The organism is Streptomyces sp. NPDC006259, assembly GCF_042870975.1.
GTDB lineage: Bacteria > Actinomycetota > Actinomycetes > Streptomycetales > Streptomycetaceae > Streptomyces.
Genome location: NZ_JBIAHY010000009.1, coordinates 309,378 through 335,314 on the forward strand (window position 1 = coordinate 309,378; position 25,937 = coordinate 335,314).

A 25,937-nucleotide genomic window follows, 5' to 3' on the forward strand; every position below is an offset into this window, starting at 1 on the left:
TTGCAAGGCAGGGGCTCGTTCGCTTCTTACTTCGCTTACTTCTCCTTGGCGGGAGGCTCCTCCGCGGAGGCGGCGGCTTCGAGGGTCTCCGCCTCGGCGATGTCCACCTTGGCGATGTCCCCGTTGGGGGTCTCCGCCTCGGGGATGTCCACCTTGGCGATGTCCCCGTTGGGGGTCTCCGCCTTGACGACGTCCGCCTTCGGAGTCTCCGCCTCGGGAGCGTCCGAGTCGGCCTCGCCCTCGACGACCTGCGCCTCAGCTTCAGCCGACTCCGCCGCAGGCGACGCGACCTCGGGGGACGCGACCTTGGGCGACGCGACCTCGGGGGACGCGACCTCGGGGGACGCGACCTCGGCCGACTCGGAGGCCCCGGCCCCCGAAGCCGCGGCTTCCGCCTCGGCCTCCGACGCGCTCTTGGCCACAGCCGTCGAACCGGCCTCCGAACCGACCTTCGCACCGGCCTCCGAGCCGATCTCCGCCGCCACCGCCGCCGACGTCTGCGCCGACTCGGCGAGCACCTCGTCGGCCACCAGCTCGGCCGCTTCCTTCGCGGCCGTCAGCAGGACGGTGTCCTGCGGAGCCTGGTCCGCGAAGTTCTCCGGGTGGTGGCAGGCGACCTGCTGGCCCGGCCGCAGCTCGACGAGCGCGGGCTCGGTCGTCCTGCAGATCTCCGTCGCCTTCCAGCACCGGGTGTGGAACCGGCAGCCGCTGGGCGGGGAGATCGGCGAGGGCACGTCGCCCTTGAGGAGGATGCGCTCGCTCTTGGCGCCCCGCCGCTTGGGGTCCGGCACCGGCACGGCCGACATCAGGGCCTTGGTGTACGGGTGCATCGGCGCCTTGTACAGCGAGTTGCGGTCGGCGAGTTCGACGATCTTGCCGAGGTACATCACCGCGATTCGGTCCGAGACGTGCCGGACGACCGAGAGGTCGTGCGCGATGATCACGTACGTCAGGCCCAGCTCGGACTGGAGGTCGTCCATGAGGTTCACGACCTGCGCCTGGATGGACACGTCGAGCGCGGAGACCGGCTCGTCGGCCACGACCAGCTTCGGCTTGAGGGCCAGGGCGCGGGCGATGCCGATGCGCTGGCGCTGGCCGCCGGAGAACTCGTGCGGGTAGCGGTTGTAGTGCTCGGGGCTCAGGCCCACCAGCTCCAGGAGCCGCTGGACCTCCCTCTTCACCCCGCCCTCGGGCTCGACGCCCTGGAGGCGGAACGGCGCCGAGACGATGGAGCCGATGGTGTGCCGCGGGTTCAGCGAGCCGTACGGATCCTGGAAGATCATCTGGATGTCCCGCCGCAGCGGACGCATCCCGGCCGCGTTCAGCCGCGTGATGTCCTGGCCCTCGAAGTGGATCGAGCCGCCGGTCGGGTCCTGGAGCCGGGTGATGACCCGGCCCATGGTCGACTTGCCGCAGCCCGACTCGCCCACCACGCCGAGGGTCTCGCCCTTGCGCACCTCGAAGTCGATGCCGTCGACCGCCTTGACCGCACCGACCTGGCGCTGGAGGACGCCCTTGCGGATCGGGAAGTGCTTCTGCAGGCCCTCGACCTTGAGGAGCACCTCGCGCTCGTCGGGGGCGGAGGCCTGGGCCGGGACCGCGGTCGCGCCCGTCTTCTTCGTCTCACTCACAGCTTCGGCGCAATCTCTTCGGTCCAGATCCGCGTACGGTCCTCCGGCGAGAGGTGGCAGGCGGAGAAGTGTCCGCTGCCGACCGGCTGCAGCTCCGGGCGCACGGTACGGGTGACATCGCCCTTGGGGATGTCCGCGTACGGGCAGCGGGGGTGGAAGGCGCAGCCCGAGGGGACGTTGATGAGGCTCGGCGGCTGGCCCTTGACGGGGATGAGCCGGTCCGAGGTCTCGCGGTCGATGCGCGGCATCGAGCCGAGCAGTCCCCAGGTGTACGGGTGCTGCGGCCGTTCGAAGACGGAGTCGACCGAACCGCGCTCCACACACCGGCCGCCGTACATCACCAGGACGTCGTCGGCGATCTCGGCGACCACTCCCAGGTCGTGCGTGATGAGGACGACCGCGGAGCCGAACTCCTTCTGCAGGTCCCGGATGAGGTCGAGGATCTGCGCCTGGACGGTCACGTCGAGGGCGGTCGTCGGCTCGTCCGCGATGAGCAGTTCGGGGTTGTTGACGAGCGCCATGGCGATCATCGCGCGCTGGCGCATACCGCCGGAGAACTCGTGCGGGTAGTTGTCGACCCGCTTGTCCGGCTCCGGGATACCGACCCGGTCGAGCATCTCGACGGCCCGCTTGCGCGCGGTCTTCTTGTTGACGTCGTGGTGGACCCGGTACGCCTCCACGATCTGGTTGCCGATCGTGTAGTACGGGTGCATCGCGGACAGCGGGTCCTGGAAGATCATCGCCATCTCGCGGCCGCGCAGCCGGCGCACCTCGTCCGGGTCGGCGGAGACCAGCTCCTTGCCGTCGAGCCAGATCTCACCGGACATCCGGACGTGCTTGCCGCCGGCACCGAGCCGGTGCAGGCCCATGATCGCCAGCGAGGTCACGGATTTGCCGGAGCCCGACTCGCCCACGATGCAGAGGGTCTTGCCCTTCTCCACCTGGAAGCTGAGCCCGTCCACCGACTTGACCAGGCCGTCGTCGGTCGGGAAGTGCACCTTGAGATCACGGACCGCGAGAAAGGCGTCCGGGACGTTCGCGGGCGATGCCTCGCCCAGGGCGGCGCCGGTCTTGGACAGTTGGGTCACGAGAGCCTCACCCGCGGGTCGGCGGCGGCGTACAACAGGTCCACCAGGAGATTTGCGATCACGACGAAGAGTGCGGCGAGCATGGTGACGCCGAGGATCGGGGGCAGGTCGTTGTCGGTGATGCCCTGTACCGCGTACTGGCCGATGCCGGGCAGCGAGAAGACGCTCTCGGTGATCACGGCGCCGCCGAGCAGCAGACCCAGGTCCATGCCGAAGACGGTGATGATCGGGGTCAGCGCGGCCCGCAGCCCGTGCCGGGCGACGACCTTGCGCTCGCGCAGACCCTTGGCGCGGGCCGTGCGGATGAAGTCCTCGTTCATCGTCTCCAGCATGCCGGAGCGGGTGAGCCGCGCGTAGATGGCGGAGTACAGCAGGGCGAGCGAGCACCAGGCCGGGAAGAGCGTGTTGGCCCACTCGGCCGGATTCTCGGTGAACGGTACGTAGGTGCGGCCGAAGATCGGCCACTGGTAGGTGAAGAGGAGCAGCGCCAGGTTGCCCGTGAAGAACATGGGCAGCGAGACACCGGCGAGCGCGACGCCCATGAAGGCGCGGTCGAAGAAGCTGCGGGGCTTGAGCGCGGAGACCACACCGATCAGCACGCCGGACACCAGCCACAGCACGGCGGCACCGGCGGCGAGCGAGAGGGTCACCGGGAGGCGCGAGGTGAGCTGCGGCCACACCGCGACGTGGTTCTTGAAGGAGTAGCCGAAGCACGGCGCGTCGCAGTGCGCCGTCGTGGGACCCAGGTTGTAGGTGGCGCCGGCCACGATCCCCTTGATGAAGTGCCAGTACTGGACGTACAGGGGTTCGTCCAGACCGAGGTTCTGCTTGACCGCGGCGATGTCCGCCTTCGTCGGGCTCTTCCCGATGTATTGCTGCGCGAGCTGGTCGGCGCTCTGGCCGGCGAGCCGTGGCAGCAGGAAGAAAATCGCGAAGGTGACCGCGGTGACGACCAGCAGCAGGAGCACTGCCGCGAGCGTCCGACGGAGGATGTACGAGATCACGGGGACCGGCGCTGGTGCCCGCGGGCCGCTAAGCCCGCGGGCACCAATGCCTTCACCTGCCTTCCGGGGCTACTTCTTGGTCGTGCCGATGTTGAGGTAGTCGTACTGACCGCTGAAGGCCGCGGTGGACACCAGGTTGGTGAACGCGGCGGGGCGGTACAGCAGGACCTTGAAGTAGGTCAGCGGGACGAGCGCCGCCAGATCCATCGCTCGCTTGTCGATCTCGGCGTACATGGCGTTGCGCTGAGTCTCGTCCTGCGTGGCGATGGCCTTCTCGAGCGCCTCGTTGATCTGCTTGTCGTTGAGGTACGAGAGGTTGGTGTTGCCGGAGGCGCCGATCGCGTCACCGTGCAGGATCTGCTGCAGGAAGCCGTAGCCGCCCGGCCAGTCGGCACCCCACTGCATCATGTGCAGGCCGATGTTCTGCTTCTTGTCGAAGGTCGGCACACCCGCGTAGTCGGTGAAGTACTTGCCCGACGGGTACTGCTTCAGGCTGGCGTTGATGCCGGCCTTCTTCAGCGAGGCGATGATCGCGGTGGCCGCGTCGATCTCCTGCGGGCGGTCGCTGCGCGCCGAGATGTTGGTGGTGATGTTCGACTTGCCGCAGGCCTTCAGCTGCTCCTTGGCCTTGGTCACGTCGCCCTTGTTGCCGGCGGTGGGGTAGGCGTCGGCCTTCTGGTAGCCCGGGATGTCCGGCGGGAGGACGGTGGTGGCGATGTCACCACGGATCGGGCCGCCCTCGGCGGTCTGCACGGAGACCTTGTCGATGGCGTACTCGACGGCCTTGCGGCACTCGACCTTGTCGAACGGCGCGACCTGGGTGTTGATCGCCAGGTAGACCAGACGGCCACCGTAGGTGTTGTCCGTGTTGGACTTCATCGAGGCGTCGTTGACGACCTTGGCCTGCGTCGCGGCCTGGACACCCGTACCGCCGAGGTCGATCGCGTCACCGGCCTGGACGTCCTGGTCGATGGTCTCGGAGTTGACCTTGAGCTTGACCACGATCTTGTCCGGGTACTGCTTGCGCAGCGGGTCCGTCTTCGCGTCCCAGTTCTTGTTGCGGACGAGGACGACCTGCTTGCCCTCCTCGTAGCTCTCGAACTGGTACGAGCCCGAGGACACGATGTTCTTGACGTAGTCGATGCCGGTGTCCTTGGCCTGCGGCACCGGAGCCGTCTGCGGCGTGGCGACCAGGTAGTCGAACTCCTGGAAGGCGCGGTTGAGATGGAAGACGACCGTGGTGGCGTCCGGCGTCTCGATGGACTTCAGGCCCTCGGCGCTCTTGTCCTTGTACGGACCCTTGTACTTGTCGCCGCCCTCGAGGAACTGCTGGAAGTAGTTCGGGCCGAGGGAGAGGACGTCACGCGCGAAGTTCGAGCGCTCGACGGCGTACTTGACGTCCTTCGCGGTGATCGCGGTGCCGTCCTGGTACTTCAGGCCCGCACGCAGCTTGTACGTCCAGGTCTTGCCGCCGTCGCTCGGCACGCCCTTGCCCGACGCGAGGTCCGGGACCAGCTCGTTGCCCTCCTCGCCCGGACCGGGCTTGAAGGTCATCAGCGGGCGGGCGTACAGCCGGCTGAGGTTGTACATGTACGCGTAGTACGTGTTGCCGGGGTCGAAGGAGTCCGGGACGTCCGAGTACTCGTACGTGACCGTCCCACCCTTCTGGGTGGAGGCGTTGACGACACCCTTGGTCGCTGCGTTGGCCCCAGCCGACTTGTTTCCGTTGTTGTCCGAGTTGTCATCGGCCTTGCTGCAAGCCGAAAGCAGCAAACTCGCACTGCCGATGGCCGCCACCGCGGCCAACGCTGACCTTCGCATGATGGTCTGCTTCCCCTTTGTTGTCGGAAATCTGATGGACTCTCACCACGGCCGCGGGTCAGCGGCTGCGCGGGTCGAGAGCGTCGCGGAGACCGTCACCGAGCAGGTTGAACGCCAGGACGGTCACGAAGATGGCGAGACCAGGCACGATCATGTACTGCGGGTCGACCTGGTAGTAGTCGACCGCCTGGTTGAGCATGCCGCCCCAGGACGCCTGCGGGGGCTGGATGCCTACGCCGAGGAAGCTCAGCGACGCCTCGAAGAGAATGTTGGTCGGGATGAGCAGCGTCGAGTAGACGATGATCGGGCCCACGAGGTTCGGCAGCAGCTCCCGGAAGAGGATGTAGGGCCCCTTGGCGCCCATCCCCCGGGATGCGTCGACGAACTCCCGCTCGCGCAGGGCCAGGGTCTGGCCCCGGACGATACGGCCCAGATACGGCCAGTTGAAGAAGCCGATGACGAAGATCAGCACGCTGATGTGCAGGGGCAGGCCTTCGAGGCCGAAGGCGCCGCCCTGGAGGGTGGCGGAGATGGCGATCGCGAACAGCAGGAGCGGGAACGCCAGGAAGGTGTCCATCAGCCGGCTGATGACGGCGTCCACCCGTCCGCCGTAGTAGCCGGCCACCACGCCGAGGACCGCGCCGATGGTGTTGGAGAGGATCGTGGCGCCGAAGGCGACGACCAGCGAGACCCAGGAGCCTTCCAGGATGCGGGTGGCGATGTCCCGGCCGAACTTCGGCTCCACACCGAGCGGGTGGTCCCAGCTCATGCCGCCGAAGTCGCCCGTCGGCAGCGAGGTGTTGGGGTCGATCAGGTCCTGGTGGAGGTCGTTGGGGTCCAGGCCGAGGAGCGCCTGGAGGGGGCGCGAGAGGACCGCGAGCAGGATCAGCAGGATCACGACGACCCCGCCGGCCACGGCCACCTTGTCCTTCTTGAACCGGGACCAGGCGATCTGCCCCAGCGAACGACCCTCGATCTGCTTGGACTCGACGCCCTTCAGCACAGCCTCGGGCTGCGCCTCGGCCTGCGATCCGGTGGTCTCGATCGGTGCCGTCACAAGCGCCCTGCCCCTTCTCGCCGGTGGTGACCGGCTCTTTGTTCCGCCGCTGTGGGCGCAATGATCCACTTGCCTGCTTCGCGGCGGCCGCAGATGGTACGGCCAAACTGTCCAGCCGATCCCCGGATGGGTAGTCGCTCACAGGATCGACACGACCTCGCGTCTGAGAGGCGAGTCTTCAACGCGTTCGTGATCACGCGCCAGGTCTACCCCCGAAAGTATGCATAACCGTGATGCCACGTAGGGGAATCCGTTATGCGAACGCGACTTGCCGCCCTGCGGTGATCCACTTCGACCCTCGGGAGGCTCGGCACGCAGGCCGGCGCGACACGGCCGCGGTCGGGGAGGACGAGCCGGGCGGCGGCCCGGTCCGGAGGCCGGGCAGGTCAGCGCCCCAGTGGGCCGCGAAGGGGCGGTGTGCGCCTCGCGCGCGGTCGGGTCCCACGGGCGCCCGGCGGCGACGGTGGGGGCGGGCGGGAACCGGCGGTCAGTAGCGGCCGGCCGGCGGGAAGCCGTAGCCGCCCGCGGGGGACTGCGCGGCCGGGGCGTGCGCCTCACGGTCGTAGAAGGGGCGGGCGTGGGCGCGCATCCACAGCACCACCGGGTCGTGGTCGTCACTCATGGCGACCGTGGACACCGGCAGTCCGTCCGGCACCGCGCCGACGGACTGCCGCATCATCGCCCGCACCGCGTCCACGGCCTGCGGAGAGGTGTCGTACACGTCGAGCCCGAGCGCGAGGTAGGGCGCGCCGAGGGCCGGCTGGACCCAGGCGCGGCGCAGGGAGCGCACGGCGGGGGCGCGGTGCGCGTTCTGCGTGAGCAGGGCGTAGAACTGCGGGATCTCGATGGCCGGTTCGGACAGCCGCAGCGGGCCGGCCGGCTGGCGGTCCAGGCCGGTGGCGATCCGGCGCAGGTCGAGCCAGGGGATGCCGACGCCACCGCCGGGGGCGTGCGGGTTCAGCCAGAGGCCGTAGTGGTCGGGGTAGAGGGTGCGGGCCACGTCCAGCCCGTCGACCACCTCGTACGACCGGTTCCAGCCGCTCGCGGACAGCTCCTGGGCGGAGGTGACACAGGGGGCGTAGCCGTGTCCCTCGACGTCCATCGTGCCGTACTGGGCGTCGGGGGAGCCGGCCTGACCCTGCCACAGCAGCATCCACACCTGGCCGGTGCCCGGGGTGGCGAGGGCGCGCAGGAGTGCCTCGTAGGCGTCGTAGCGCCCGGGGGTCACCTGGCGCAGCATGTGCTCGACCTGCCCGGCCGCGATGCCGCTGGCGCTCACCTGTACCGCCCCTTCGATAAGTTGCCCCGCTTCCGGGAGACCAGCTTAGGTGTCTTCGCCGACAACGGGTGCCCCCGAGGGACCGGGTTGTCCGTCCTCGGCGGGACCGGATCGGGGCGGTCCGCCGTGCCCGCGCGCCGGCGGCGGGACCGGGTCGGGGACTCACCCGCCGGGGCCTCGCGCAGCGGCCGGACCGAGCCCGCGGCGGGCGCGTTCAGTGGATCCTGGAGTAGAAGGGCCGGACGTGTTCCTTCAGCCATCGGGCCACCGGGTCCTCCGTCATGTCGAGGAGGACGAGGTTGACCGGCCAGGGCGCCTGGACCCGGCCGAGCGCCCTGCCGAGGGCCTCCAGGGGAAGCGCCCGCAGATCGCCCTCCACCTGGGAGAGTTCGACGCCGACGAACATCACGGGGTCGGCCGTCTCGATCACGGCGAGGCAGCGGCGGGCGGTGAGGACGACGCCGATCGCCTCGAACTCGGCGGAGGCGGCGGCCAGGAAGTCCACCGGGTCGTCCTGCCAGTCGGGCTCGTGGAGACGGACGCGGCCTCCGCTCGCGGGGCCGTCCAGCGGGGTGCGGCCGGTCCGGCACAGCTCGGCCACGGCCATCGGGGGCAGCGGGATGCCGACCGTGCCGTCCGGGTTCACGAGGATGCCCACCTGCGGGGGCAGGCCGCGGGCGAACTCGACGGCCGGGGCGACGGTGTACGACATGTGCGCGCCGACGACCTGCCGGAACTGTTCCTCGGAGCTGAAGACCGGCACGTACGCCTGACCCTCCAGCTCCAGGGTGGGCAGGTCGAGGGGCCCGCTGTGCGGGCCGCCCCCGCCGGGCAGCGGCACCCAGACGAAGCTGCGGCCGAGCACCTCCACCACGCGTCCGCCGGCCCCTGGAACGCCGAGGGCGGCGGAGAGCACCTCCTCCAGCTCGTTGCCGGGCCATCCGCCGTGCGAATGGGGGTGCGCCTGTGCCGGGAAGTCCGCGGGGAAGTCCGCCGGGGGGAAGTCCATCTGCCTACCGCCTGCTGGGAACCACTGGGTGTGTCGCAAAAGGCTATCGGGTACGCCGACGGGCCCCGGGCCGTCCGCCGAAGGGAAGACGGGCGGTCGGGCGGTCAGCCGGTGAAGGCGATGCGGCGCAGGGTGTCGGCGGCGGCGCGGTCCAGGAGGACCGTCGAGCCGCAGCCCTCGGGCAGACGGCCCTCGTACGCCGCGCGCAGCAGGCGGGAGGCGGCCCGGCGGTGGCGCCGGAACGCGTACCGGGAGACGCCCCGGCCGCGCTCGCGCTGGCCCTCCAGGGCGGTGTCCACCGTGACGTCGAGCAGCACCAGGTGCAGGGTGCCGTCGCGGCGGCGGGCCTCACGGGCCAGCCACGCGCGCACCCAGGCCTGCGTTCCGCAGTCGTGCACCACGACGCCCTCACCGGTGCGCAGCGCGCGGCGCAGACCGGCGTAGTGCGAGAGGCGGACCAACGGGCGGTACAGGGCGTACGGCAGGGCGCGCGGCATGCGGGCGTCCCAGCAGTCGCGGGTGTCCTGGGAGTCGACGCGGACGCCCGTGACCGTGCGCTTCATCAGCGTCGACTTGCCGCTGCCGGGCAGTCCCGTGACGACGACCAGGTCGCGGGGCCCGAACAGCAGGCCGTGCGGGCTGTGGCCGGCGCGGTCGCGCAGGTCGCGGACGACCGGGGCGGGCGGTGCGTCGCACGCCTCCCGGGCCGTGGCCTGCGGCTGGGCGGGCAGTGCGAGTGCCGAGCCGGCGGCGAGTGCCGTGGTCCTGTTCACCGTGTTCGTCCTCCCCTGGGGTGAGACAAGTCTTCTCCCCGTCGAGCGTAAAGAGAAGGTAATGCGCGCTGTCCGGCGTTTTCGTGCGCTTACCGCCACAGGCCGGTTACAGATCCGGTATGCCGTGATCGGGCGGGGCGTGCGATGATGGCCGCCCAACTGCATACCGGCCGTTTGAATCCGCGCGGGAGAGTCCCCACCGACAGCATCGCTGGGGCGCCGAAGGAGCAAGTCCCTCCCTTGAATCTCTCAGGCCCCGTTACCGCGCGGGCGAGGCACATCTGAAAAGCGGGTCACCGTGTGGTGGCTCCACCCAAGGTGCAACCCATGACCGGAGCCGTTCGCGGCGGTCATGGCGAACCTCTCAGGTTCCGATGACAGATGGGGAGGAACGACCTCGCCGTCATGCCCTGGGAGACGAACGCCCGATGAGCAGTACCCCGCTCCGCCACACCGCCCTCGATGCCCTGCATCGCTCGCTCGGTGCCACCATGACCGACTTCGCCGGCTGGGACATGCCCCTGCGCTACGGCTCCGAGCGCGACGAGCACCACGCCGTACGCACCCGGGCCGGCCTCTTCGACCTGTCCCACATGGGCGAGATCACCGTCACCGGCCCGCAGGCGGGCGCTCTGCTGAACTTCGCCCTGGTCGGCAACATCGCGGCCGTGGGCGTGGGCCGGGCCCGCTACACCATGATCTGCGACGCCGACGGCGGCATCCTCGACGACCTCATCGTCTACCGGCTCGCCGACACCGAGTTCATGGTCGTCGCCAACGCCTCCAACGCCCAGGTCGTCCTGGACGCGCTGACCGCGCGCGCCGGGGGCTTCGACGCGCGGGTGCGCGACGACCGCGACGCCTACGCGCTCCTCGCCGTCCAGGGCCCCGAGGCCGCCGGCGTCCTGAAGTCCCTCACCGACGCCGACCTCGACGGCCTCAGGTACTACGCCGGCCTGCCCGGTACCGTCGCCGGTGTCCCCGCGCTCGTCGCGCGCACCGGCTACACCGGCGAGGACGGCTTCGAGCTGTTCGTGAAGCCGGAGCACGCCGTCGAGCTGTGGCAGGCCCTGACGAAGGCCGGCGAGGGCGTCGGGCTGATCCCCTGCGGCCTGTCCTGCCGGGACACGCTCCGCCTGGAGGCGGGCATGCCGCTGTACGGGCATGAGCTGTCGACCGCGCTGACCCCCTTCGACGCCGGCCTCGGCCGGGTCGTGAAGTTCGACAAGGACGGCGACTTCGTGGGCCGCGAGGCGCTCGCCGCGGCCGCCGAGCGCGCCGCGACGAACCCGCCGCGCGTCCTCGTCGGCCTGGTCGCCGAGGGCCGCCGTGTCCCGCGCGCCGGGTACGCCGTGGTCGCGGGCGGCGAGGTGATCGGCGAGGTCACCTCCGGCGCCCCCTCCCCCACGCTGGGCAAGCCGATCGCGATGGCGTACGTCGACGCCGCCCACGCGGCGCCGGGCACGGCGGGTGTCGGCGTGGACATCCGGGGCAGCCACGAGGCGTACGAGGTCGTGGCGCTGCCGTTCTACAAGCGCGAGAAGTAGAGACTGACGCACGGCCCGAAAGCCGGGCCCAGACCCCCTCACGCGTGACCCTGCGCACATTTTCGCTGTTCACGCGTGTTTCCAGCTGTCCCCCATCCATCAGCACTCCCCGGCGTACAGGAGAATTCAGGCCATGAGCAACCCCCAGCAGCTGCGCTACAGCAAGGAGCACGAGTGGCTGTCGGGCGCCGAGGACGGCGTCTCGACGGTCGGCATCACCGAGCACGCGGCCAACGCGCTCGGCGACGTGGTCTTCGTCCAGCTCCCCGAGGTCGGTGCCACGGTGACCGCGGGCGAGACCTGCGGCGAGCTGGAGTCGACCAAGTCGGTCAGCGAGCTGTACGCGCCGGTCACCGGAGAGATCGTCGAGGTCAACCAGGACGTCGTGGACGACCCGGCGCTGGTGAACTCCGCCCCCTTCGAGGGCGGCTGGCTGTTCAAGGTACGCGTCACGGACGAGCCCGCCGAGCTGCTCTCCGCCGACGAGTACACCGCCTTCATCGCCGGCTGAGAGGTCGAAAAGACGCATGTCTGTCCTGAACACGCCCCTGCACCAGCTCGACCCGGAGATCGCCGCGGCGGTCGACGGCGAGCTGCGCCGCCAGCAGTCCACGCTCGAGATGATCGCCTCGGAGAACTTCGCTCCGCTCGCCGTCATGGAGGCGCAGGGCTCGGTCCTGACGAACAAGTACGCCGAGGGCTATCCCGGCCGCCGGTACTACGGCGGCTGTGAGCACGTCGACGTCGCCGAGCAGATCGCGATCGACCGGGTGAAGGAGCTGTTCGGCGCCGAGTACGCCAACGTCCAGCCGCACTCGGGCGCCTCCGCCAACCAGGCCGCCCTGTTCGCGCTGGCCCAGCCCGGCGACACCATCCTGGGCCTGGACCTGGCGCACGGCGGTCACCTGACCCACGGGATGCGGCTGAACTTCTCCGGCAAGCAGTTCGACGTGGTCGCCTACCACGTGGACGAGGCCGGCCTGGTCGACATGGCCGAGGTCGAACGGCTCGCCAAGGAGCACCGCCCGAAGGTGATCATCGCGGGCTGGTCGGCGTACCCGCGGCAGCTGGACTTCGCCGAGTTCCGCCGGATCGCCGACGAGGTCGAGGCCTACCTGTGGGTGGACATGGCGCACTTCGCCGGTCTGGTCGCGGCGGGTCTGCACCCGAACCCGGTCGAGCACGCGGACGTGGTGACCTCCACGACCCACAAGACGCTGGGCGGCCCGCGCGGCGGCATCATCCTGGCGAAGAAGGCCTTCGCGAAGAAGCTGAACTCGTCCGTGTTCCCGGGCTTCCAGGGCGGTCCCCTGGAGCACGTGATCGCGGCGAAGGCGGTGTCCTTCAAGATCGCGGCCTCCGACGACTTCAAGGAGCGCCAGCGCCGTACGGTCGACGGGGCGCGGATCCTCGCCGAGCGGCTGACCGCGCCGGACGCCCGCGAGGCCGGGATCAACGTCCTGTCCGGCGGCACCGACGTGCACCTGATCCTGGTCGACCTGCGCGAGTCCGCCCTGGACGGTCAGCAGGCCGAGGACCGTCTCCACGAGGTCGGCATCACGGTCAACCGCAACGCGGTCCCGAACGACCCGCGGCCCCCCATGGTCACCTCGGGCCTGCGGATCGGCACGCCCGCCCTCGCCACCCGCGGCTTCACGGCCGAGGACTTCGCCGAGGTCGCCGACGTGATCGCGGAGGCGCTGAAGCCGTCCTCCGACGTGGAGGCCCTCAAGGCCCGGGTCGTCGCCCTGGCCGAGAAGCACCCGTTGTACCCCGGTCTGAACAAGTAGTTCCCGCTCTCCGAAAAGTTTCCGGGGGGTGTCCCGCACACTGGTCTGTGGGCGGGACACCCCACCGGAAGCCTTCTGCACCACCCCGTATCGAGGAGTTCCCGTGGCCATCTCCGTCTTCGACCTGTTCTCGATAGGCATCGGCCCGTCCAGCTCCCACACGGTCGGCCCGATGCGGGCGGCCCGCATCTTCGCGCGGCGGCTGCGCAACGAGGACCTGCTGGACTCCGTCGCGTCGGTGCGCGCGGAGCTGTACGGCTCCCTCGGCGCGACCGGCCACGGCCACGGCACGCCGAAGGCCGTCCTGCTCGGCCTCCAAGGCGACTCGCCGCGCACGGTGGACGTGGAGGCGGCGGACGCGGAGGTGGAGCGGATCAAGGACTCCGGCCGCATCCGGCTGCTCGGCGAGCACGAGATCGCGTTCTCCTTCGACGACGACCTCGTCCTGCACCGCCGCAGGACCCTCGACTACCACGCGAACGGCATGACGCTCTGGGCGTACGACGCCGACGGCGCGGAGCTGCTGTCGAAGACGTACTACTCGGTGGGCGGCGGGTTCGTCGTCGACGAGGACGCCGTCGGCGCGGACCGGATCAAGCTGGACGACACCGTCCTGAAGTATCCCTTCCGCACGGGCGACGAGCTGCTGCGCCTGACGCGGGAGACGGGCCTGTCGATCTCCTCGCTGATGCTGGAGAACGAGCGGGCCTGGCGCACCGAGGAGGAGATCCACGAGGGGCTGCTGGAGATCTGGCGGGTGATGCAGGCCTGTGTGGCCCGCGGCATGTCCCGGGAGGGCATCCTGCCGGGCGGCCTGCGGGTCCGCCGGCGCGCCGCCATGACGGCTCGTCAGCTTCGGGCGGAGGGCGACCCGTTGGCCCACTCCATGGAGTGGATCACCCTCTACGCGATGGCGGTGAACGAGGAGAACGCGGCCGGCGGCCGGGTGGTCACCGCCCCCACCAACGGCGCGGCCGGCATCATCCCCGCCGTCCTGCACTACTACGTCAACTTCGTCCCCGGCGCCGACGAGGAGGGCGTCGTCCGCTTCCTCCTCGCCGCCGGCGCGATCGGCATGCTCTTCAAGGAGAACGCCTCCATCTCCGGCGCCGAGGTCGGCTGCCAGGGCGAGGTCGGCTCCGCCTGCTCGATGGCGGCGGGCGCGCTCGCGGAGGTCCTCGGCGGCTCTCCCGAACAGGTGGAGAACGCCGCGGAGATCGGCATGGAACACAACCTCGGCCTCACCTGCGACCCCGTCGGCGGCCTGGTCCAGATCCCCTGCATCGAACGCAACGGCATGGCCGCGGTGAAGGCGGTCACGGCGGCCCGGATGGCGATGCGCGGCGACGGCACCCACAAGGTGTCGCTGGACAAGGTCATCAAGACCATGAAGGAGACCGGCGCCGACATGTCGGTCAAGTACAAGGAGACGGCGCGGGGCGGGCTCGCGGTGAACATCATCGAGTGCTAGGCGGATGGGCCCTGACCAGCGCGTTCGCATCTTTCAGCGCTGTCAGGGCCTTCCCTGCTTACGCGGCGGAAGGTCCCTGGAACCCCCCCGGGACAGACGTGAAAGTCCCTGAAAAGTCCCTGGGATATCCCCCTGGAAGGGGCTTTTGACCTGCAGGTTCGCGGCACGTGATCAACGCCGAATGCGCCGCTCACCCACCAGCTGATGTATCAAATCGATCCCCCACCCCCGCTCAAGGGGTATCATTCGATACATGAACGCTGCGGAAAACCCGCGCTTGGAGCAGCGGCTGGCCGGCCTCTCCCCCACATTTACGACGGCGCAGGCGCGACAGGCCCTGCTCTCCCCTCGCGATCTGACGCACTTGGTCACGGAGGGGGAGATAGACGAACTGTCCCGTGGGGTGTACCGGCGGGCAGACGCCCCGGAAACGGCGCACGCGGATTTGCTGGCCGTGTGCGCACGGGCCCCTCGCGCCGTCGTGTGCGGTGAATCCGCCCTGGCCCTGCATGAACTGATCGACGACATCCCCGCAGCAGTACACATCGCCGTGCCGCGCGGTTCACGCCGCCCGACGATTTCCTACCCGCCGACCGTGGTGGCGCAGTACGCCGCTAGGACCTTCGACCTCGGTATCGAACGGTTCGAAGCAGCTCCGGGAGAGACCGTCCCCATGTACAACGCGGCCCGCAGCGTCGTCGACGCGATGCGCCACCGCAGCCGCCTCGGCGAGACCCTCGCCCTGTCCGCGCTCGGCCGCTACCTGCGCCGGAGCGGACGCGGCGGGGTTGGCGAACTCCAGTACATCGCACGCGAGTTGGACGCCCTCTCTGTCGTCCGCCCCGCCGTAGAGGCGGTGCTCGCCTGATGGCCAACCCTACCCGCGACACCACCGCCGGCCGCGTCTACAACGACCTGCGCAACCTGGCGCGCCGCAACAGCCGGTCCACGGACGAGGTCATGGTCGAGTACGTCCTCGAACGGTTCCTCTACCGCCTGGCCTCATCGCCCCTGGGCCGGGAGCACTTCGTCCTCAAAGGTGGCCTGCTGCTCGCCCAGTTCGGCGCACGTCGAATGACCCGGGACATCGACATCCTCGGTCGATCTTTCCCAGGCACAGAAACAGAGATCATCCACAGAATCGCGGCCATCGCCGCCACCGAGAGCGACGACGGCGTCGTATTCGATCCCACGACACTCAAGACCGTCCCCATTCGTGAGGAGGACGAGTACCACGGTCTACGCCTGTCGATGGCCGCCTCCATCGCCCGAGCACGACTCAAGCTCCAACTGGATATCAGCTTCGGCGACCCCGTCACCCCCGGCCCCCGGATCATCGACTATCCGCAGCAACTCACGCCGGACAGCTTCCAGATCTTTGGCTACCCACTCGCCACCGTCATCGCCGAAAAACTCTCCACCGCCATCTCACTCGGCGACCTCAACACCCGCGACCGCGACTACGGAGACCTCTACCGCCTGCTCACCCTCAACGACCTGGACGGCCAAGAACTCACCACAGCGCTGACCGCCACCGCCACACACCGCGGCATCACTCTGAAACCCCTCAGCACCACCATCACCGATCTCGGCGAGCGCCGCCAGACCTCCTACACCGCCTGGCGCCGCCGGCAAGGCACCGCCGCAACGAGCTACCCCGGACGCTTCACGGACGTCGTCCGGCAGGTCACCGCCTTCGCAGACACCCTCCTCAACGGCGAGGCTGTCAACCTCACTTGGAGTGCTGCGACCCTCACGTGGTCATGAACCAGGCCTGGCCTGCCGACCAGGCCTTCGGGGCAGCCCCGGAACCTACGCATGACGACCGGAACCTACGCATGACGAATTGTCCGACCTTGATCTACCGACTTCCATAGGCATCCACCACAAGAACGAAACACCTGGTCAGTGCTGGTGCCGAACGACCATGGACCAAGTTGGACCATCCCAGATTTCCCACCACCTGAGACCACAACTGAGACTGAGGAGTCTCAAGACCACCGGCTCCTGGGGGGCGCGTGTCCGACCTCAACATCAACGATCGTGTCAGCAACGAAGCCCCGATTCCATGCAACTCTCGGCGCCTCAGCCGATACTGACCCAACGTGGGAAACACGTGCGCGCCGTGCTGGGGAGCGAGACACCCAGTCGGCCTGCAGAGGGGACTGAGATAAGGGCACGCAGTAGGCCGTCGGGGAAAGAAAGGTCGACGGTCACCGTTCGCCACGGGATTCGGCGGGTCCAGCGGTGACGGAATCCACTTTCCAGGCAATAGGGGCCGGATCCGTCGCCGCCCATCACATCGGGACAGCGGTCACCGGCCCGGTCAACGTTTGAACGCCGGGCGCCGCGCCGCGGGACGGAAGCGGAGGTTCCGCCCTCGGCGTGTCGGGGCATAACACAACTCCCGTCCACCCTCCTGCACTTCCGGGAGTCGCCCCATGCTCCGCGGTGTCGACGTCAGCGCCTACCAGTCCTCCAGCTACTCCACGGAAGGCCTCTCCTTCGTCTTCGTCAAGGCGACGGAGGGGCGCACCTACGTCAATCCCCGACTCGCCGCCCAGACCGAGCGGGCGCGCGACGCCGGTCTGGTCGTCGGCTTCTACCACTTCCTGTGGCCCGGCAACCTGACCGCCCAGGCGGAGCACTTCCTCGCCACGGCCCCGGACCGCCCCGGGGACATCCTCGCCGTCGACTGGGAGACGACGGGCGAGGGCACCCACGCGAGCAACGCGGAGAAGGACCGCTTCATCCGCAGGCTGAAGGAGCTGCGGCCGCGCAACCGGGTCGTCCTGTACTGCAACAGGACGTACTGGCTGAACATCGACGACACCTCGTACGCCGGCGACGGGCTCTGGATCGCCGACTACGTCACCGCCGGCAAGCCGCGCGTCAAGGCGAAGTGGCGCTTCCACCAGTACACGGACGAGCCCCTCGACAAGAACGTGGCGAGGTTCGCGAGCCGGGCGGCGCTGCGGGCGTGGGCGACGGTGGACTGAGCGCCTCAGCCCCGAAAGCCCTCCGGGCGCTCCGGTGACGCCTGGGCCAGGGCCTTGGTGACCTCGTCGACCCCGCCGCGCAGGCCGTACACCGGGGTGTCGGGCTGCTGGCGCCAGGAGTCGTCGATGCCGCCCGCGTCGACGGTGTCGAAGCCCAGCTCGTCGATCAGGGCCCGGACCTTCGCCTTGGCGGCCCCGTCGTCGCCCGCGACGGGCAGGGCCACGCGGTCGGGGTCGCCGGCGGGCAGCGGGCGGTCCAGGATGTCCTGGGCGTAGGTGCCGTTGAACGCCTTGATCACCGGGTGGCCGATGTGGCGCTCCGTCCAGCGGCTCTCCGTGACACCCTCGTCCTCGATGGCGTCGATCCGGCCGTCGCGCTGCTGCGGGTAGTAGTTGCCCGTGTCGATCACGGCGACGCCCTCGGCGGCCTCGTCGAACAGGCCCTCGGGAAGGTCCGGGACCGCCTTCAGCGGGACGGTGACCACCACGATCTCGGCCCCGCGGGCCGCCTCCTCCACCCGTACGGGCGTCGCGCCGGTCTCCTCGGCCAGTTCCGTGAGCGTCTGCGGGCCGCGGGAGTTGGCCACGGAGACCTCGTGGCCGAGGGCGGTGAGCCGGCGGGTGAGGTTGCCGCCGATGTTGCCCGCTCCGATGATGCCGATCTTCATGACGCACCCTTCCAGGTGAGTATATGCACGCGCATGTTCCTGTCGATCGGCTCAACCGCGCCGGTGGGCGGGCTATTCCCCGGCGGCCGGAGGAAAGTGCGGGAACGAGGCAGGGGCGCCCCGGAGTCGGGGCGCCCCTGCGGCCTCACGCGCGAGACCGGTCCGCGTCACTTGTTCAGGTAGACCCAGAACTCGTCGAACGACAGGACCTTGTCACCGTCCAGGTCGCGGGTCCTGATGACGGCCTCGGCGACCGTCTCGGTGACGTTCCAGTCGCCGCCCTGGGCGAGAGCGGTCTTGAACTCGGCCGCGGTGATGAAACCGTCACCGTCCGTGTCGATCCGCTGGAACTGCTTGCGTGCTTCTTCGATGTCCGCCACCGATCCGCCCCTCTTCGTCATACCTTGCGGTGCTGCGTTGCCGTCGTGCTGACGCAGGTCAGGTTAACGGTCCGGGTGAGCACGGAGTGCGGCCACCACCCAGGCGAACTCTCGCTCGTACCCCGGGACGGGTCCCAGACCGTTCAGGACGGCCGACAACTCCCGGTAGCGGGCGACCCGGACGTCGGCGGCCGCGGTGAGCCGGTCCAGGACGGCGGCCCGGTCGGCGTCGCCGAGAAGGCCGACGATCGTCTCGCCCGCCAGTACCCGGCGCACGGCGTCCAGGCCGAGGCCCAGCTCGCGCAGGGTGCGGATCAGCTCCAGGCGGGCGGCTGACTCGGCGTCGTAGAGCCGGTAGCCGCCCGCGCTGCGGGCGACCGGGGCCAGGACGCCTTCGTCGGACCAGTAACGGATGGTGCGCACGGACAGGCCGGTGGCCCGGGCCAGCTCTCCGATGGTGAAAAGCCCGGTGCCGTCGTCGTTCATGTGTGTGATTCTGGGCCCTCCAGCGGGTGGAGACTCAAGGAGCCACCCGAGCCACCGGAGCGACCGGCGCGACGGAAGCGACGGGAGCGGCAAGGAGCGCTGTGCGGACGTTGCGGGACATTCTCGACGCGGCGGCGCGGGGCGTGTTCCCGCCCGCCGACGGCCGTACGACGGTCGTGCCCCAGGCCTGCCGACGGGACGCGGGTGTGCTGTCCTTCACCGCGCACTCGGTCGTGTTCACCGACGAGGACCCGGAGTGGGTGCGCGCGACCTTGCGCGCGACGGACTGCGACGCGCTGGCCGCGACGATGAACGCCCGCTTCCTGACGGCGTTCATGGACCGCACGGGTCGCCGGACGGACACGGTCGACGCGATGGTGGTGGGGTCCCCGCTCACGGGCCGGCCGGCCGTGGAGCTGACGGAGATCGACGACCCGGACCATCCGCGGGTGGTCAGCTCGCGCAGGCGGCGCGACGACGTGCGGGTGTGGGCGGCGGACGGCGGGGTGCTGGTCCTGGGGCGCGGGATCGGCGGCCGGCTGGAGGTCGCCGTCGAGGTCGAGGAGGACGTACGGCACCGGGGGCTGGGGCGGGCGCTGGTGACGGCGGCCCGCCGGCTCGCCGGGGGTGAGCCGGTGTGGGCGCAGATCTCGCCGGGGAACGCCCGCAGCATGCGGGCGTTCCAGGCGGCCGGATACGTGCCGGTGGGGGCGGAGGCGCTGCTCACCGCCCGCTAGGGGACGGGTGGGTGCCGGGCCCGACGTGTACGGGAGAGCGGTCAGGACGCGACCCGGAGCAGGAGCACCGACCGGGCGGGGACCGTCACCCCCGTGCCCGCCCGGTGCGTGACCGCCGGAGCGGTCCCCTGGTCCTCGCGGGAGGTGTCCACGACCACCTCGTAGCGGTCGGCCCACGGCGGGCCCGGCAGGAGGAAGTCGGCCGGGCGGTCCCCCGCGTGCAGGAGGGCGAGGAAGCTGTCGTCCGTGATGGGGGCGCCCCGCTCGTCCCGGCCGGGGATGTCCCGTCCGGAGAGATACATGCCGAGCGTGGCCGCGGGCGCGTACCAGTCCCGTTCCGTCATCTCGGTGCCGCGCGACGTGAACCAGGCCAGGTCCCGCAGGCCGTCCACGGAGTGGGCCCGCCCGGAGAAGAACGCCCGGCGGCGCAGCACGGGGTGGCGGTGGCGCAGGGCGATCAGGCGGGCGGTCAGGTCGTACAGGGCCTTCCAGCCGGGGTCCTCCAGCAGGGTCCAGTCCAGCCAGCTGATCTCGTTGTCCTGGCAGTACGCGTTGTTGCTGCCGCGCTGGGTGCGGCCCAGTTCGTCGCCCGCGACCAGCATCGGCACGCCCGTCGACAGCAGCAGCGTGGTCATCAGGTTGCGCAGTTGCCGCCGCCGCAGCGCCCTGACCCGCTCGTCGTCCGTCTCGCCCTCGACCCCGCAGTTCCAGGACCGGTTGTCGTCCGTGCCGTCCCGGTTGCCCTCGCCGTTGGCCTCGTTGTGCTTGCGTTCGTAGGAGACGAGGTCGCGGAGGGTGAATCCGTCGTGGGCCGTGACGAAGTTGACGGAGGCGTAGGGGCGTCGGCCGCCCCAGGCGTACAGGTCGCTGGAGCCCGACAGGCGGTAGCCCATCTCGCGGACGTCCGGCAGGGCGTGCCGCCAGAAGTCGCGTACGGCGTTGCGGTAGCGGTCGTTCCACTCGGTCCACAGCGGGGGGAAGGCGCCCACCTGGTAGCCGCCCGAGCCCACGTCCCAGGGTTCCGCGATCAGCTTGACCCTCCGCAGCACCGGGTCCTGGGCGATCACCGCGAGGAACGGCGACAGCATGTCCACGTCGTGCATGGACCGGGCCAGGGCGGCGGCCAGGTCGAAGCGGAATCCGTCGACGCCCATCTCCGTCACCCAGTAGCGCAGCGAGTCCGTGATCAGGCGCAGTACGTGCGGCTGGACCACGTGCAGGGTGTTGCCGCAGCCGGTGTAGTCGGCGTACCGGCGGGCGTCCGACTGCAACCGGTAGTAGCCGCGGTTGTCGATGCCCTTCAGGGAGAGCGTCGGGCCCAGCTCGCCCGCCTCCGCGGTGTGGTTGTAGACGACGTCGAGGATGACCTCGATGCCGGCCGCGTGCAGCGCGCGCACCATCCGTTTGAACTCGCCGACCTGCCCGCCGGTCGTCCCGGCGGAGGCGTATCCGGCGTGCGGGGCGAAGTAGCCGACGGAGTTGTAGCCCCAGTAGTTGCGCAGGCCCCTGCGCAGCAGGTGGTCCTCGTGGGCGAACTGGTGGACCGGGAGCAGCTCGACGGCGGTCACGCCCAGGTTCACCAGGTGTTCGATCGCCGCCGGGTGCGCCAGGCCGGCGTAGGTGCCGCGCAGCTCCTCGGGGATGCCGGGGTGGCGCATGGTGAAGCCGCGCACGTGCAGTTCGTAGATGACCGAGTCGGCCCAGGGCGTCTTGGGGCGGCGGTCGTCGGCCCAGTCGTCGTCGTCGTGGACGACGACGCCCTTGGGGACGTGCGGCGCGGAGTCCCGCTCGTCGCGGACGGTGTCGGCGACCTGCTGCTGCGGCCAGTCACGGACGTGCCCGTACACCTCGGGCGGCAGGCCGAACTCTCCGTCCACGGCGCGGGCGTACGGGTCGAGGAGCAGCTTCGCCGGGTTCCAGCGGGCGCCGGTCCACGGGTCCCAGCGGCCGTGCACCCGGTAGCCGTAGCGCTGGCCGGGCATCACGCCGGGCACGAAGCCGTGCCAGATCTCGTGCGTGAGTTCGGTCAGCCGGGCTCGGGTCTCGCGGCCCTGTTCGTCGAAGAGGCACAGCTCGACGGCCTCCGCGCCGCCCGCCCACAGGGCGAAGTTGGTGCCGGCCACGCCGTCGGGCCCGACCCGGAAGCGGGCACCGAGCGGCGTGGACGCGCCCGGCCACACGGGCACGCCGGGCGTCCTGCGCGGTGCCCCGTTCACGACGGCGGACACGGCGGGGCGCGCCTCCGCCACCGCCTCCTGCTCGGCTGCGCTGGACACCGTTCAGCCTCCCGCGGCTCATGGCACGACGCGGGCCCGGGGCGTGCGGCGTCCCGACCGCCGCTCCCCTTGGCGTCGTCCTCCCCCCTGTTCTGCCCAGCGTGTGCCTCGCACTCACGTTTCCCGGAAGCGGGCCACGTCGTTGGGTACCGCGTGAGGCACGTAACTGGGCGCGCACGGCGCGCGGGGGTCGCACTGGCCGCCGTACTGACATGGGCAGGACTGCTGGCGGGAGCCGCCGGATGCAGCGGGGACGGCAGGAGCGGCCTCGACCGCGTGCTGGGCAAACCCCCGGCCCCCGAGGACGCCATCCGGGTCACCCCGCAGGACGGCGCCAGGGAGGTGCGCCCCGGCCAGGCACTGCGGGTCCGGGTGCCGGACGGGCGGCTGGAGTCGGTGAAGGTCCGCAAGGAGCAGGACGCGCAGGAGGCCGAGGTGGCGGGCCGGATCTCCGCGGACGGCCGCGGCTGGAGTCCCGAGGACGACCGGCTCGCGCTCGCCGCCCGCTACACCGTCGACGCGGTGGCGGTGGACGGCGACGGGCACCGCTCGGCCCGGCACACCACGTTCACGACGTACGTCCCCGAGGAGCGGTTCATCGGGTACGTGACGCCGGAGAACCGGGCCACGGTCGGCACCGGGATGATCGTGTCCCTGGAGTTCAACCGGGAGATCGACAACCGTGCCGCCGTCGAGCGCGCCGTGCACGTGACCGCGGAGCCGGCCGTCGAGGTCCGCCCGCACTGGTTCGGCACGTCCCGGCTCGACTTCCGCCCCGAGCACTACTGGAAACCCGGCACCCGCGTCACCGTCTCCCTGCGCCTGCGCGACGTCGAGGGCGCGCCCGGCGTCTACGGACTCCAGTACCGGACGTTCTCCTTCAGCGTCGGCCGCCACCAGGTCTCCCTCGTCGACGCCGCCGAGCACACCATGCGGGTGCGGCGCGAGGGCCGGCTGCTCGCCACCGTGCCGATCACCGCCGGGGCCCCGAGGACGACGACGTACAACGGCAAGATGGTCGTCACGGAGATGCTCGAACTGACCCGGATGAACGGCGCCACGGTCGGCTTCAGGAAGAAGAACGGCAAGAGCGAGTACGACATCCCGGACGTGCCGCACGCCATGCGGCTCACCGAGTCCGGCACCTTCCTGCACGGCAACTACTGGGCGTCGCCGCGGGACTTCGGGCGGGTCAACCTCAGCCACGGCTGCGTGGGCCTGCGGGACGTGAAGGGTGGTGGCGCGGACACGCCCGCGGGCTGGTTCTTCGACCGCAGCCTCGTCGGGGACGTCGTCGAGGTGGTCCGCAGCGAGGACAGGACGGTCGCCCCCGACAACGGGCTCGGCGGCTGGAACATGAACTGGGGGGAATGGAGCGCCGGCAGCGCGGTGAACTGACCTCCGTGCGTCTCTTCCCTCCCCCTTCTCTCCCATGGTCCATGTTGGGACTGAACGGTGACACTTCGGGGTCACCAGGGCCGCTGACCATGTGGTTAATATGCGCGCAGCGCAGGGGACGTGCCTGCGTGCGGGCCTGAACGGCCCGGGGGAGGGGAGAACGAACGTGAACGTGCGACCGATATCGGGGGCATCGGTTGGCGGGCGCCCACACGGCCGCGACAAGCGGTTGGCGCTGATCGCCGGAGGACTGCTGCTGGCCCTCACGGCCTGCGGCGGTGGGGGTTCCGGCTCGGAGCAGACCAAGGACGACAAGGGGGCGGGCGCCGCGACCGCGGCGAGCGGGCAGTCGGAGGCGGTCGTCTCGATCGCCCCGAAGGACGGCGCGAAGTCCGTCGACACCAGCGGCGCCCTGAAGGTGACGGCCGCCAAGGGCAAGCTGACCGAGGTCGTCGTCAAGGACGCCGACGGCGCCCGGGTCGACGGCGCGATCTCCGCGGACGGCGCCGGCTGGACGCCCAGCACGCATCTTTCCGCCGCCACCAAGTACCAGGTGCACGCGGTCGCGAAGGACTCCGAGGGCCGTACGGCCGCCGAGGACGCGTCCTTCACCACGCTGACGCCGGAGAACACCTTCGTCGGGACCTTCACGCCGGAGGACGGTTCCACCGTCGGTGTCGGCATGCCGTTCTCGGTCCGCTTCACGCGCGGCATCACCGCGCCGGACGACGTCGAGAAGGCCATCAGGATCAAGACGGTTCCGGCCGTCGACGTGCGGGGCCACTGGTTCGGCAACGACCGTCTCGACTTCCGGCCCGAGAAGTACTGGAAGGCCGGCACCAAGGTGACGGTCGAGCTGAACCTCGACGGCGTCGAGGGCCGCAAGGGCGTCTACGGCAAGCAGTCCAAGACGGTGTCCTTCACCGTCGGGCGCGACCAGGTGACCATCGTGGACGCCAAGAAGCACACCATGCAGGTCACGCAGGAGGGGAAGGTCGTCAAGACCATCCCGGTCACGACCGGCAAGCCCGGCTACGCCACCTGGAACGGCCAGATGGTCATCAGTGAGAAGTTCACGGTGACCCGCATGAACGGCGACACGGTCGGCTACGACGGCGAGTACGACATCAAGGACGTCCCGCACGCCATGCGGCTCACCGACTCCGGCACCTTCGTGCACGGCAACTACTGGGGCGGCGACGCCTTCGGCAACTACAACGCCAGCCACGGCTGCATCGGCCTGCGGGACGTGCGCGGCGGCTACGACAGCGGCGTGCCGGCCGCCTGGTTCTTCAACCACTCGATGACCGGTGACGTGGTGGTCGTGAAGAACTCCACCGACCCGACGGTCAGCCCGTCCAACGGCCTCAACGGCTGGAACATCCCGTGGGCGGAGTGGACGAAGTAGGTCTTGGGTGCGACATCGGCCGGGGGCCTGGGGGAAGCAACCCCCAGGCCCCCGGCCGCACGTGACCGACCACACCCGCACCACCCGCGTTAGTCCCCGTTAACCTGCTGGCATGACCGTGAATCTCGAAGTCGCCGAGGGCGTCGGCACGCTGCGCCTGGACCGCCCGCCCATGAACGCGCTGAACGTCGCCACGCAGGACCGGCTCAAGGAACTCGCCGAGGAGGCGGGCCGTCGTGACGACGTACGGGCCGTCGTCGTGTACGGCGGCGAGAAGGTGTTCGCGGCGGGCGCGGACATCAAGGAGATGCGGCCCATGGACCACACGGCGATGGTCCTGCGCGCCCGGGACCTGCAGGACGCCTTCACGGCGGTGGCCCGCATCCCCAAGCCGGTGGTGGCCGCCGTGACCGGATACGCGCTGGGCGGCGGCTGCGAGCTGGCGCTCTGCGCGGACTTCCGGATCGCCGCGGACAACGCGAAACTGGGCCAGCCGGAGATCCTGCTCGGTCTGATCCCGGGCGCGGGCGGCACCCAGCGGCTGTCCCGGCTGATCGGCCCGTCGAAGGCGAAGGACCTGATCTTCACCGGCCGGACGGTGAGGGCGGACGAGGCGCTGACGCTGGGCCTGGTGGACCGGGTGGTCCCGGCCGGCGAGGTGTACGCCGAGGCGCACGCGTGGGCGGCGAAGCTGGCGCAGGGTCCGGCGATCGCGCTGCGGGCGGCCAAGGAGTCGATCGACACGGGGCTGGAGACGGACCTGGAGACCGGCCTGGCGGTGGAGCGGAACTGGTTCGCGGGCCTGTTCGCGACCCCCGACCGGGAGATCGGCATGCGCAGCTTCGTCGAGGAGGGGCCGGGCAAGGCGAAGTTCCGGTGAGGCCGTATGCCCCGGCCCTTCCGGGCGGGGCCGGTGTGAGACTCGTCTCGTGCAGTTCCCGCCGGAGACCTTGCCCTTGACGGGACGTCTCATCGCGGCCCGGGTCCGTGGCTCGTCCCGGTCGCGTCCGGGTCCCTCGATGGGGCGGTTCCCGCAGGCCACGAGGCGGCCTCGGGACCGCCGCGTCGAGGGAACCCGCCCCTTGTCTCCGGGCCGGCGTCAGCGCAGGTCAGCT

The 25,937-nt window shown here is 70.3% G+C and carries 22 protein-coding genes, 1 pseudogene and 1 riboswitch; of the genes and pseudogenes, 11 read left to right on the forward strand and 12 right to left on the reverse strand.

Annotated elements, in window-relative coordinates; genetic code table 11:
• Window positions 1-35: 35 nt before the first annotated feature.
• The 8 genes from ACFYO5_RS32950 to ACFYO5_RS32985 all read right to left on the reverse strand — a co-directional run bounded on the left by ACFYO5_RS32950 (window position 36) and on the right by ACFYO5_RS32985 (window position 9,662).
• Entirely contained in the window at window positions 36-1,631 is a 1,596-nt protein-coding gene (locus tag ACFYO5_RS32950) for an ABC transporter ATP-binding protein (RefSeq protein WP_388715882.1), read from the reverse strand.
• The gene (locus tag ACFYO5_RS32955; RefSeq protein ID WP_388715885.1) at window positions 1,628-2,719 is read right to left on the reverse strand and encodes an ABC transporter ATP-binding protein; all 1,092 of its coding nucleotides are present in this window, start codon (window positions 2,717-2,719) and stop codon (window positions 1,628-1,630) included. Before ACFYO5_RS32955 ends, ACFYO5_RS32950 begins: the two co-directional genes overlap by 4 nt.
• Window positions 2,716-3,723, reverse strand: a complete 1,008-nt coding sequence (locus tag ACFYO5_RS32960) for an ABC transporter permease (RefSeq protein WP_356562155.1) — start codon at window positions 3,721-3,723, stop codon at window positions 2,716-2,718. Before ACFYO5_RS32960 ends, ACFYO5_RS32955 begins: the two co-directional genes overlap by 4 nt.
• Window positions 3,724-3,792: 69 nt before the next feature.
• Window positions 3,793-5,544, reverse strand: a complete 1,752-nt coding sequence (locus ACFYO5_RS32965) for an ABC transporter substrate-binding protein (RefSeq protein WP_388715888.1) — start codon at window positions 5,542-5,544, stop codon at window positions 3,793-3,795.
• Between the two features lie 58 nt (window positions 5,545-5,602).
• Window positions 5,603-6,601, reverse strand: coding sequence for an ABC transporter permease (locus ACFYO5_RS32970; protein WP_356562158.1), 999 nt, complete (start codon window positions 6,599-6,601; stop codon window positions 5,603-5,605).
• Window positions 6,602-7,088: 487 nt separating this feature from the next.
• Window positions 7,089-7,880 (reverse strand): enhanced serine sensitivity protein SseB C-terminal domain-containing protein, encoded by a 792-nt coding sequence (locus ACFYO5_RS32975; protein ID WP_356562159.1) that lies wholly within the window; start codon window positions 7,878-7,880, stop codon window positions 7,089-7,091.
• Window positions 7,881-8,094: 214 nt separating this feature from the next.
• Complete coding sequence (locus ACFYO5_RS32980; RefSeq protein WP_388715892.1) at window positions 8,095-8,889, reverse strand: enhanced serine sensitivity protein SseB; 795 nt, start codon at window positions 8,887-8,889, stop codon at window positions 8,095-8,097.
• A gap of 104 nt (window positions 8,890-8,993) precedes the next feature.
• Window positions 8,994-9,662: an AAA family ATPase gene (locus ACFYO5_RS32985; protein WP_388715895.1), complete on the reverse strand. Its 669-nt coding sequence runs from the start codon at window positions 9,660-9,662 to the stop codon at window positions 8,994-8,996.
• Between the two features lie 175 nt (window positions 9,663-9,837).
• A riboswitch (glycine riboswitch) is annotated at window positions 9,838-9,937 on the forward strand.
• 153 nt (window positions 9,938-10,090) lie between these two features.
• Between ACFYO5_RS32985 and gcvT the strand changes: the two genes are divergently transcribed.
• The 7 genes from gcvT (at window position 10,091) to ACFYO5_RS33020 (ending at window position 17,469) form a co-directional block, all read left to right on the forward strand.
• Window positions 10,091-11,209, forward strand: a complete 1,119-nt coding sequence (gene gcvT / locus ACFYO5_RS32990) for a glycine cleavage system aminomethyltransferase GcvT (RefSeq protein ID WP_388715898.1) — start codon at window positions 10,091-10,093, stop codon at window positions 11,207-11,209.
• A 133-nt stretch (window positions 11,210-11,342) separates the two neighbouring features.
• On the forward strand, window positions 11,343-11,720 hold the full coding sequence (gene gcvH, locus ACFYO5_RS32995) for a glycine cleavage system protein GcvH (protein WP_356562167.1): 378 nt from the start codon (window positions 11,343-11,345) through the stop codon (window positions 11,718-11,720).
• A 16-nt stretch (window positions 11,721-11,736) separates the two neighbouring features.
• A complete protein-coding gene (gene glyA, locus ACFYO5_RS33000; RefSeq protein WP_356562168.1) occupies window positions 11,737-12,999 on the forward strand; it encodes a serine hydroxymethyltransferase in 1,263 nt (420 codons plus the stop codon).
• Window positions 13,000-13,102: 103 nt separating this feature from the next.
• Window positions 13,103-14,470, forward strand: coding sequence for an L-serine ammonia-lyase (locus ACFYO5_RS33005; RefSeq protein WP_388715901.1), 1,368 nt, complete (start codon window positions 13,103-13,105; stop codon window positions 14,468-14,470).
• A 253-nt stretch (window positions 14,471-14,723) separates the two neighbouring features.
• Window positions 14,724-15,338 (forward strand): type IV toxin-antitoxin system AbiEi family antitoxin domain-containing protein, encoded by a 615-nt coding sequence (locus ACFYO5_RS33010; protein WP_388715904.1) that lies wholly within the window; start codon window positions 14,724-14,726, stop codon window positions 15,336-15,338.
• A complete protein-coding gene (locus ACFYO5_RS33015) occupies window positions 15,338-16,237 on the forward strand; it encodes a nucleotidyl transferase AbiEii/AbiGii toxin family protein (RefSeq protein ID WP_388715907.1) in 900 nt (299 codons plus the stop codon). Before ACFYO5_RS33010 ends, ACFYO5_RS33015 begins: the two co-directional genes overlap by 1 nt.
• Window positions 16,238-16,911: 674 nt before the next feature.
• Window positions 16,912-17,469, forward strand: coding sequence for a glycoside hydrolase family 25 protein (locus ACFYO5_RS33020; RefSeq protein WP_388715910.1), 558 nt, complete (start codon window positions 16,912-16,914; stop codon window positions 17,467-17,469).
• A gap of 5 nt (window positions 17,470-17,474) precedes the next feature.
• Here ACFYO5_RS33020 and ACFYO5_RS33025 read toward each other — a convergent pair whose 3' ends face one another.
• The 3 genes and pseudogenes from ACFYO5_RS33025 to ACFYO5_RS33035 all read right to left on the reverse strand — a co-directional run.
• Window positions 17,475-18,152, reverse strand: a complete 678-nt coding sequence (locus ACFYO5_RS33025) for an NADPH-dependent F420 reductase (protein WP_388715968.1) — start codon at window positions 18,150-18,152, stop codon at window positions 17,475-17,477.
• A gap of 152 nt (window positions 18,153-18,304) precedes the next feature.
• Window positions 18,305-18,517, reverse strand: coding sequence for an EF-hand domain-containing protein (locus ACFYO5_RS33030; RefSeq protein ID WP_356562175.1), 213 nt, complete (start codon window positions 18,515-18,517; stop codon window positions 18,305-18,307).
• Window positions 18,518-18,765: 248 nt separating this feature from the next.
• Window positions 18,766-19,003 (reverse strand): annotated as a pseudogene (locus ACFYO5_RS33035) (MerR family transcriptional regulator); the annotation flags it as partial.
• 101 nt (window positions 19,004-19,104) lie between these two features.
• On the opposite strand from ACFYO5_RS33035, the gene ACFYO5_RS33040 reads away from it, so the two are divergent.
• Window positions 19,105-19,740, forward strand: a complete 636-nt coding sequence (locus tag ACFYO5_RS33040; RefSeq protein ID WP_388715913.1) for a GNAT family N-acetyltransferase — start codon at window positions 19,105-19,107, stop codon at window positions 19,738-19,740.
• A 41-nt stretch (window positions 19,741-19,781) separates the two neighbouring features.
• Here ACFYO5_RS33040 and glgX read toward each other — a convergent pair whose 3' ends face one another.
• The gene (gene glgX, locus ACFYO5_RS33045; RefSeq protein WP_388715916.1) at window positions 19,782-22,016 is read right to left on the reverse strand and encodes a glycogen debranching protein GlgX; all 2,235 of its coding nucleotides are present in this window, start codon (window positions 22,014-22,016) and stop codon (window positions 19,782-19,784) included.
• A 153-nt stretch (window positions 22,017-22,169) separates the two neighbouring features.
• Here glgX and ACFYO5_RS33050 point away from each other — a divergent pair, with 153 nt between their 5' ends.
• The 3 genes from ACFYO5_RS33050 (at window position 22,170) to ACFYO5_RS33060 (ending at window position 25,702) form a co-directional block, all read left to right on the forward strand.
• Complete coding sequence (locus ACFYO5_RS33050; protein WP_356562183.1) at window positions 22,170-23,414, forward strand: Ig-like domain-containing protein; 1,245 nt, start codon at window positions 22,170-22,172, stop codon at window positions 23,412-23,414.
• A gap of 166 nt (window positions 23,415-23,580) precedes the next feature.
• The gene (locus ACFYO5_RS33055) at window positions 23,581-24,822 is read left to right on the forward strand and encodes an Ig-like domain-containing protein (RefSeq protein ID WP_388715919.1); all 1,242 of its coding nucleotides are present in this window, start codon (window positions 23,581-23,583) and stop codon (window positions 24,820-24,822) included.
• A gap of 112 nt (window positions 24,823-24,934) precedes the next feature.
• Window positions 24,935-25,702: an enoyl-CoA hydratase-related protein gene (locus tag ACFYO5_RS33060; protein WP_356570093.1), complete on the forward strand. Its 768-nt coding sequence runs from the start codon at window positions 24,935-24,937 to the stop codon at window positions 25,700-25,702.
• The last annotated feature ends 235 nt before the right edge of the window (window positions 25,703-25,937 follow it).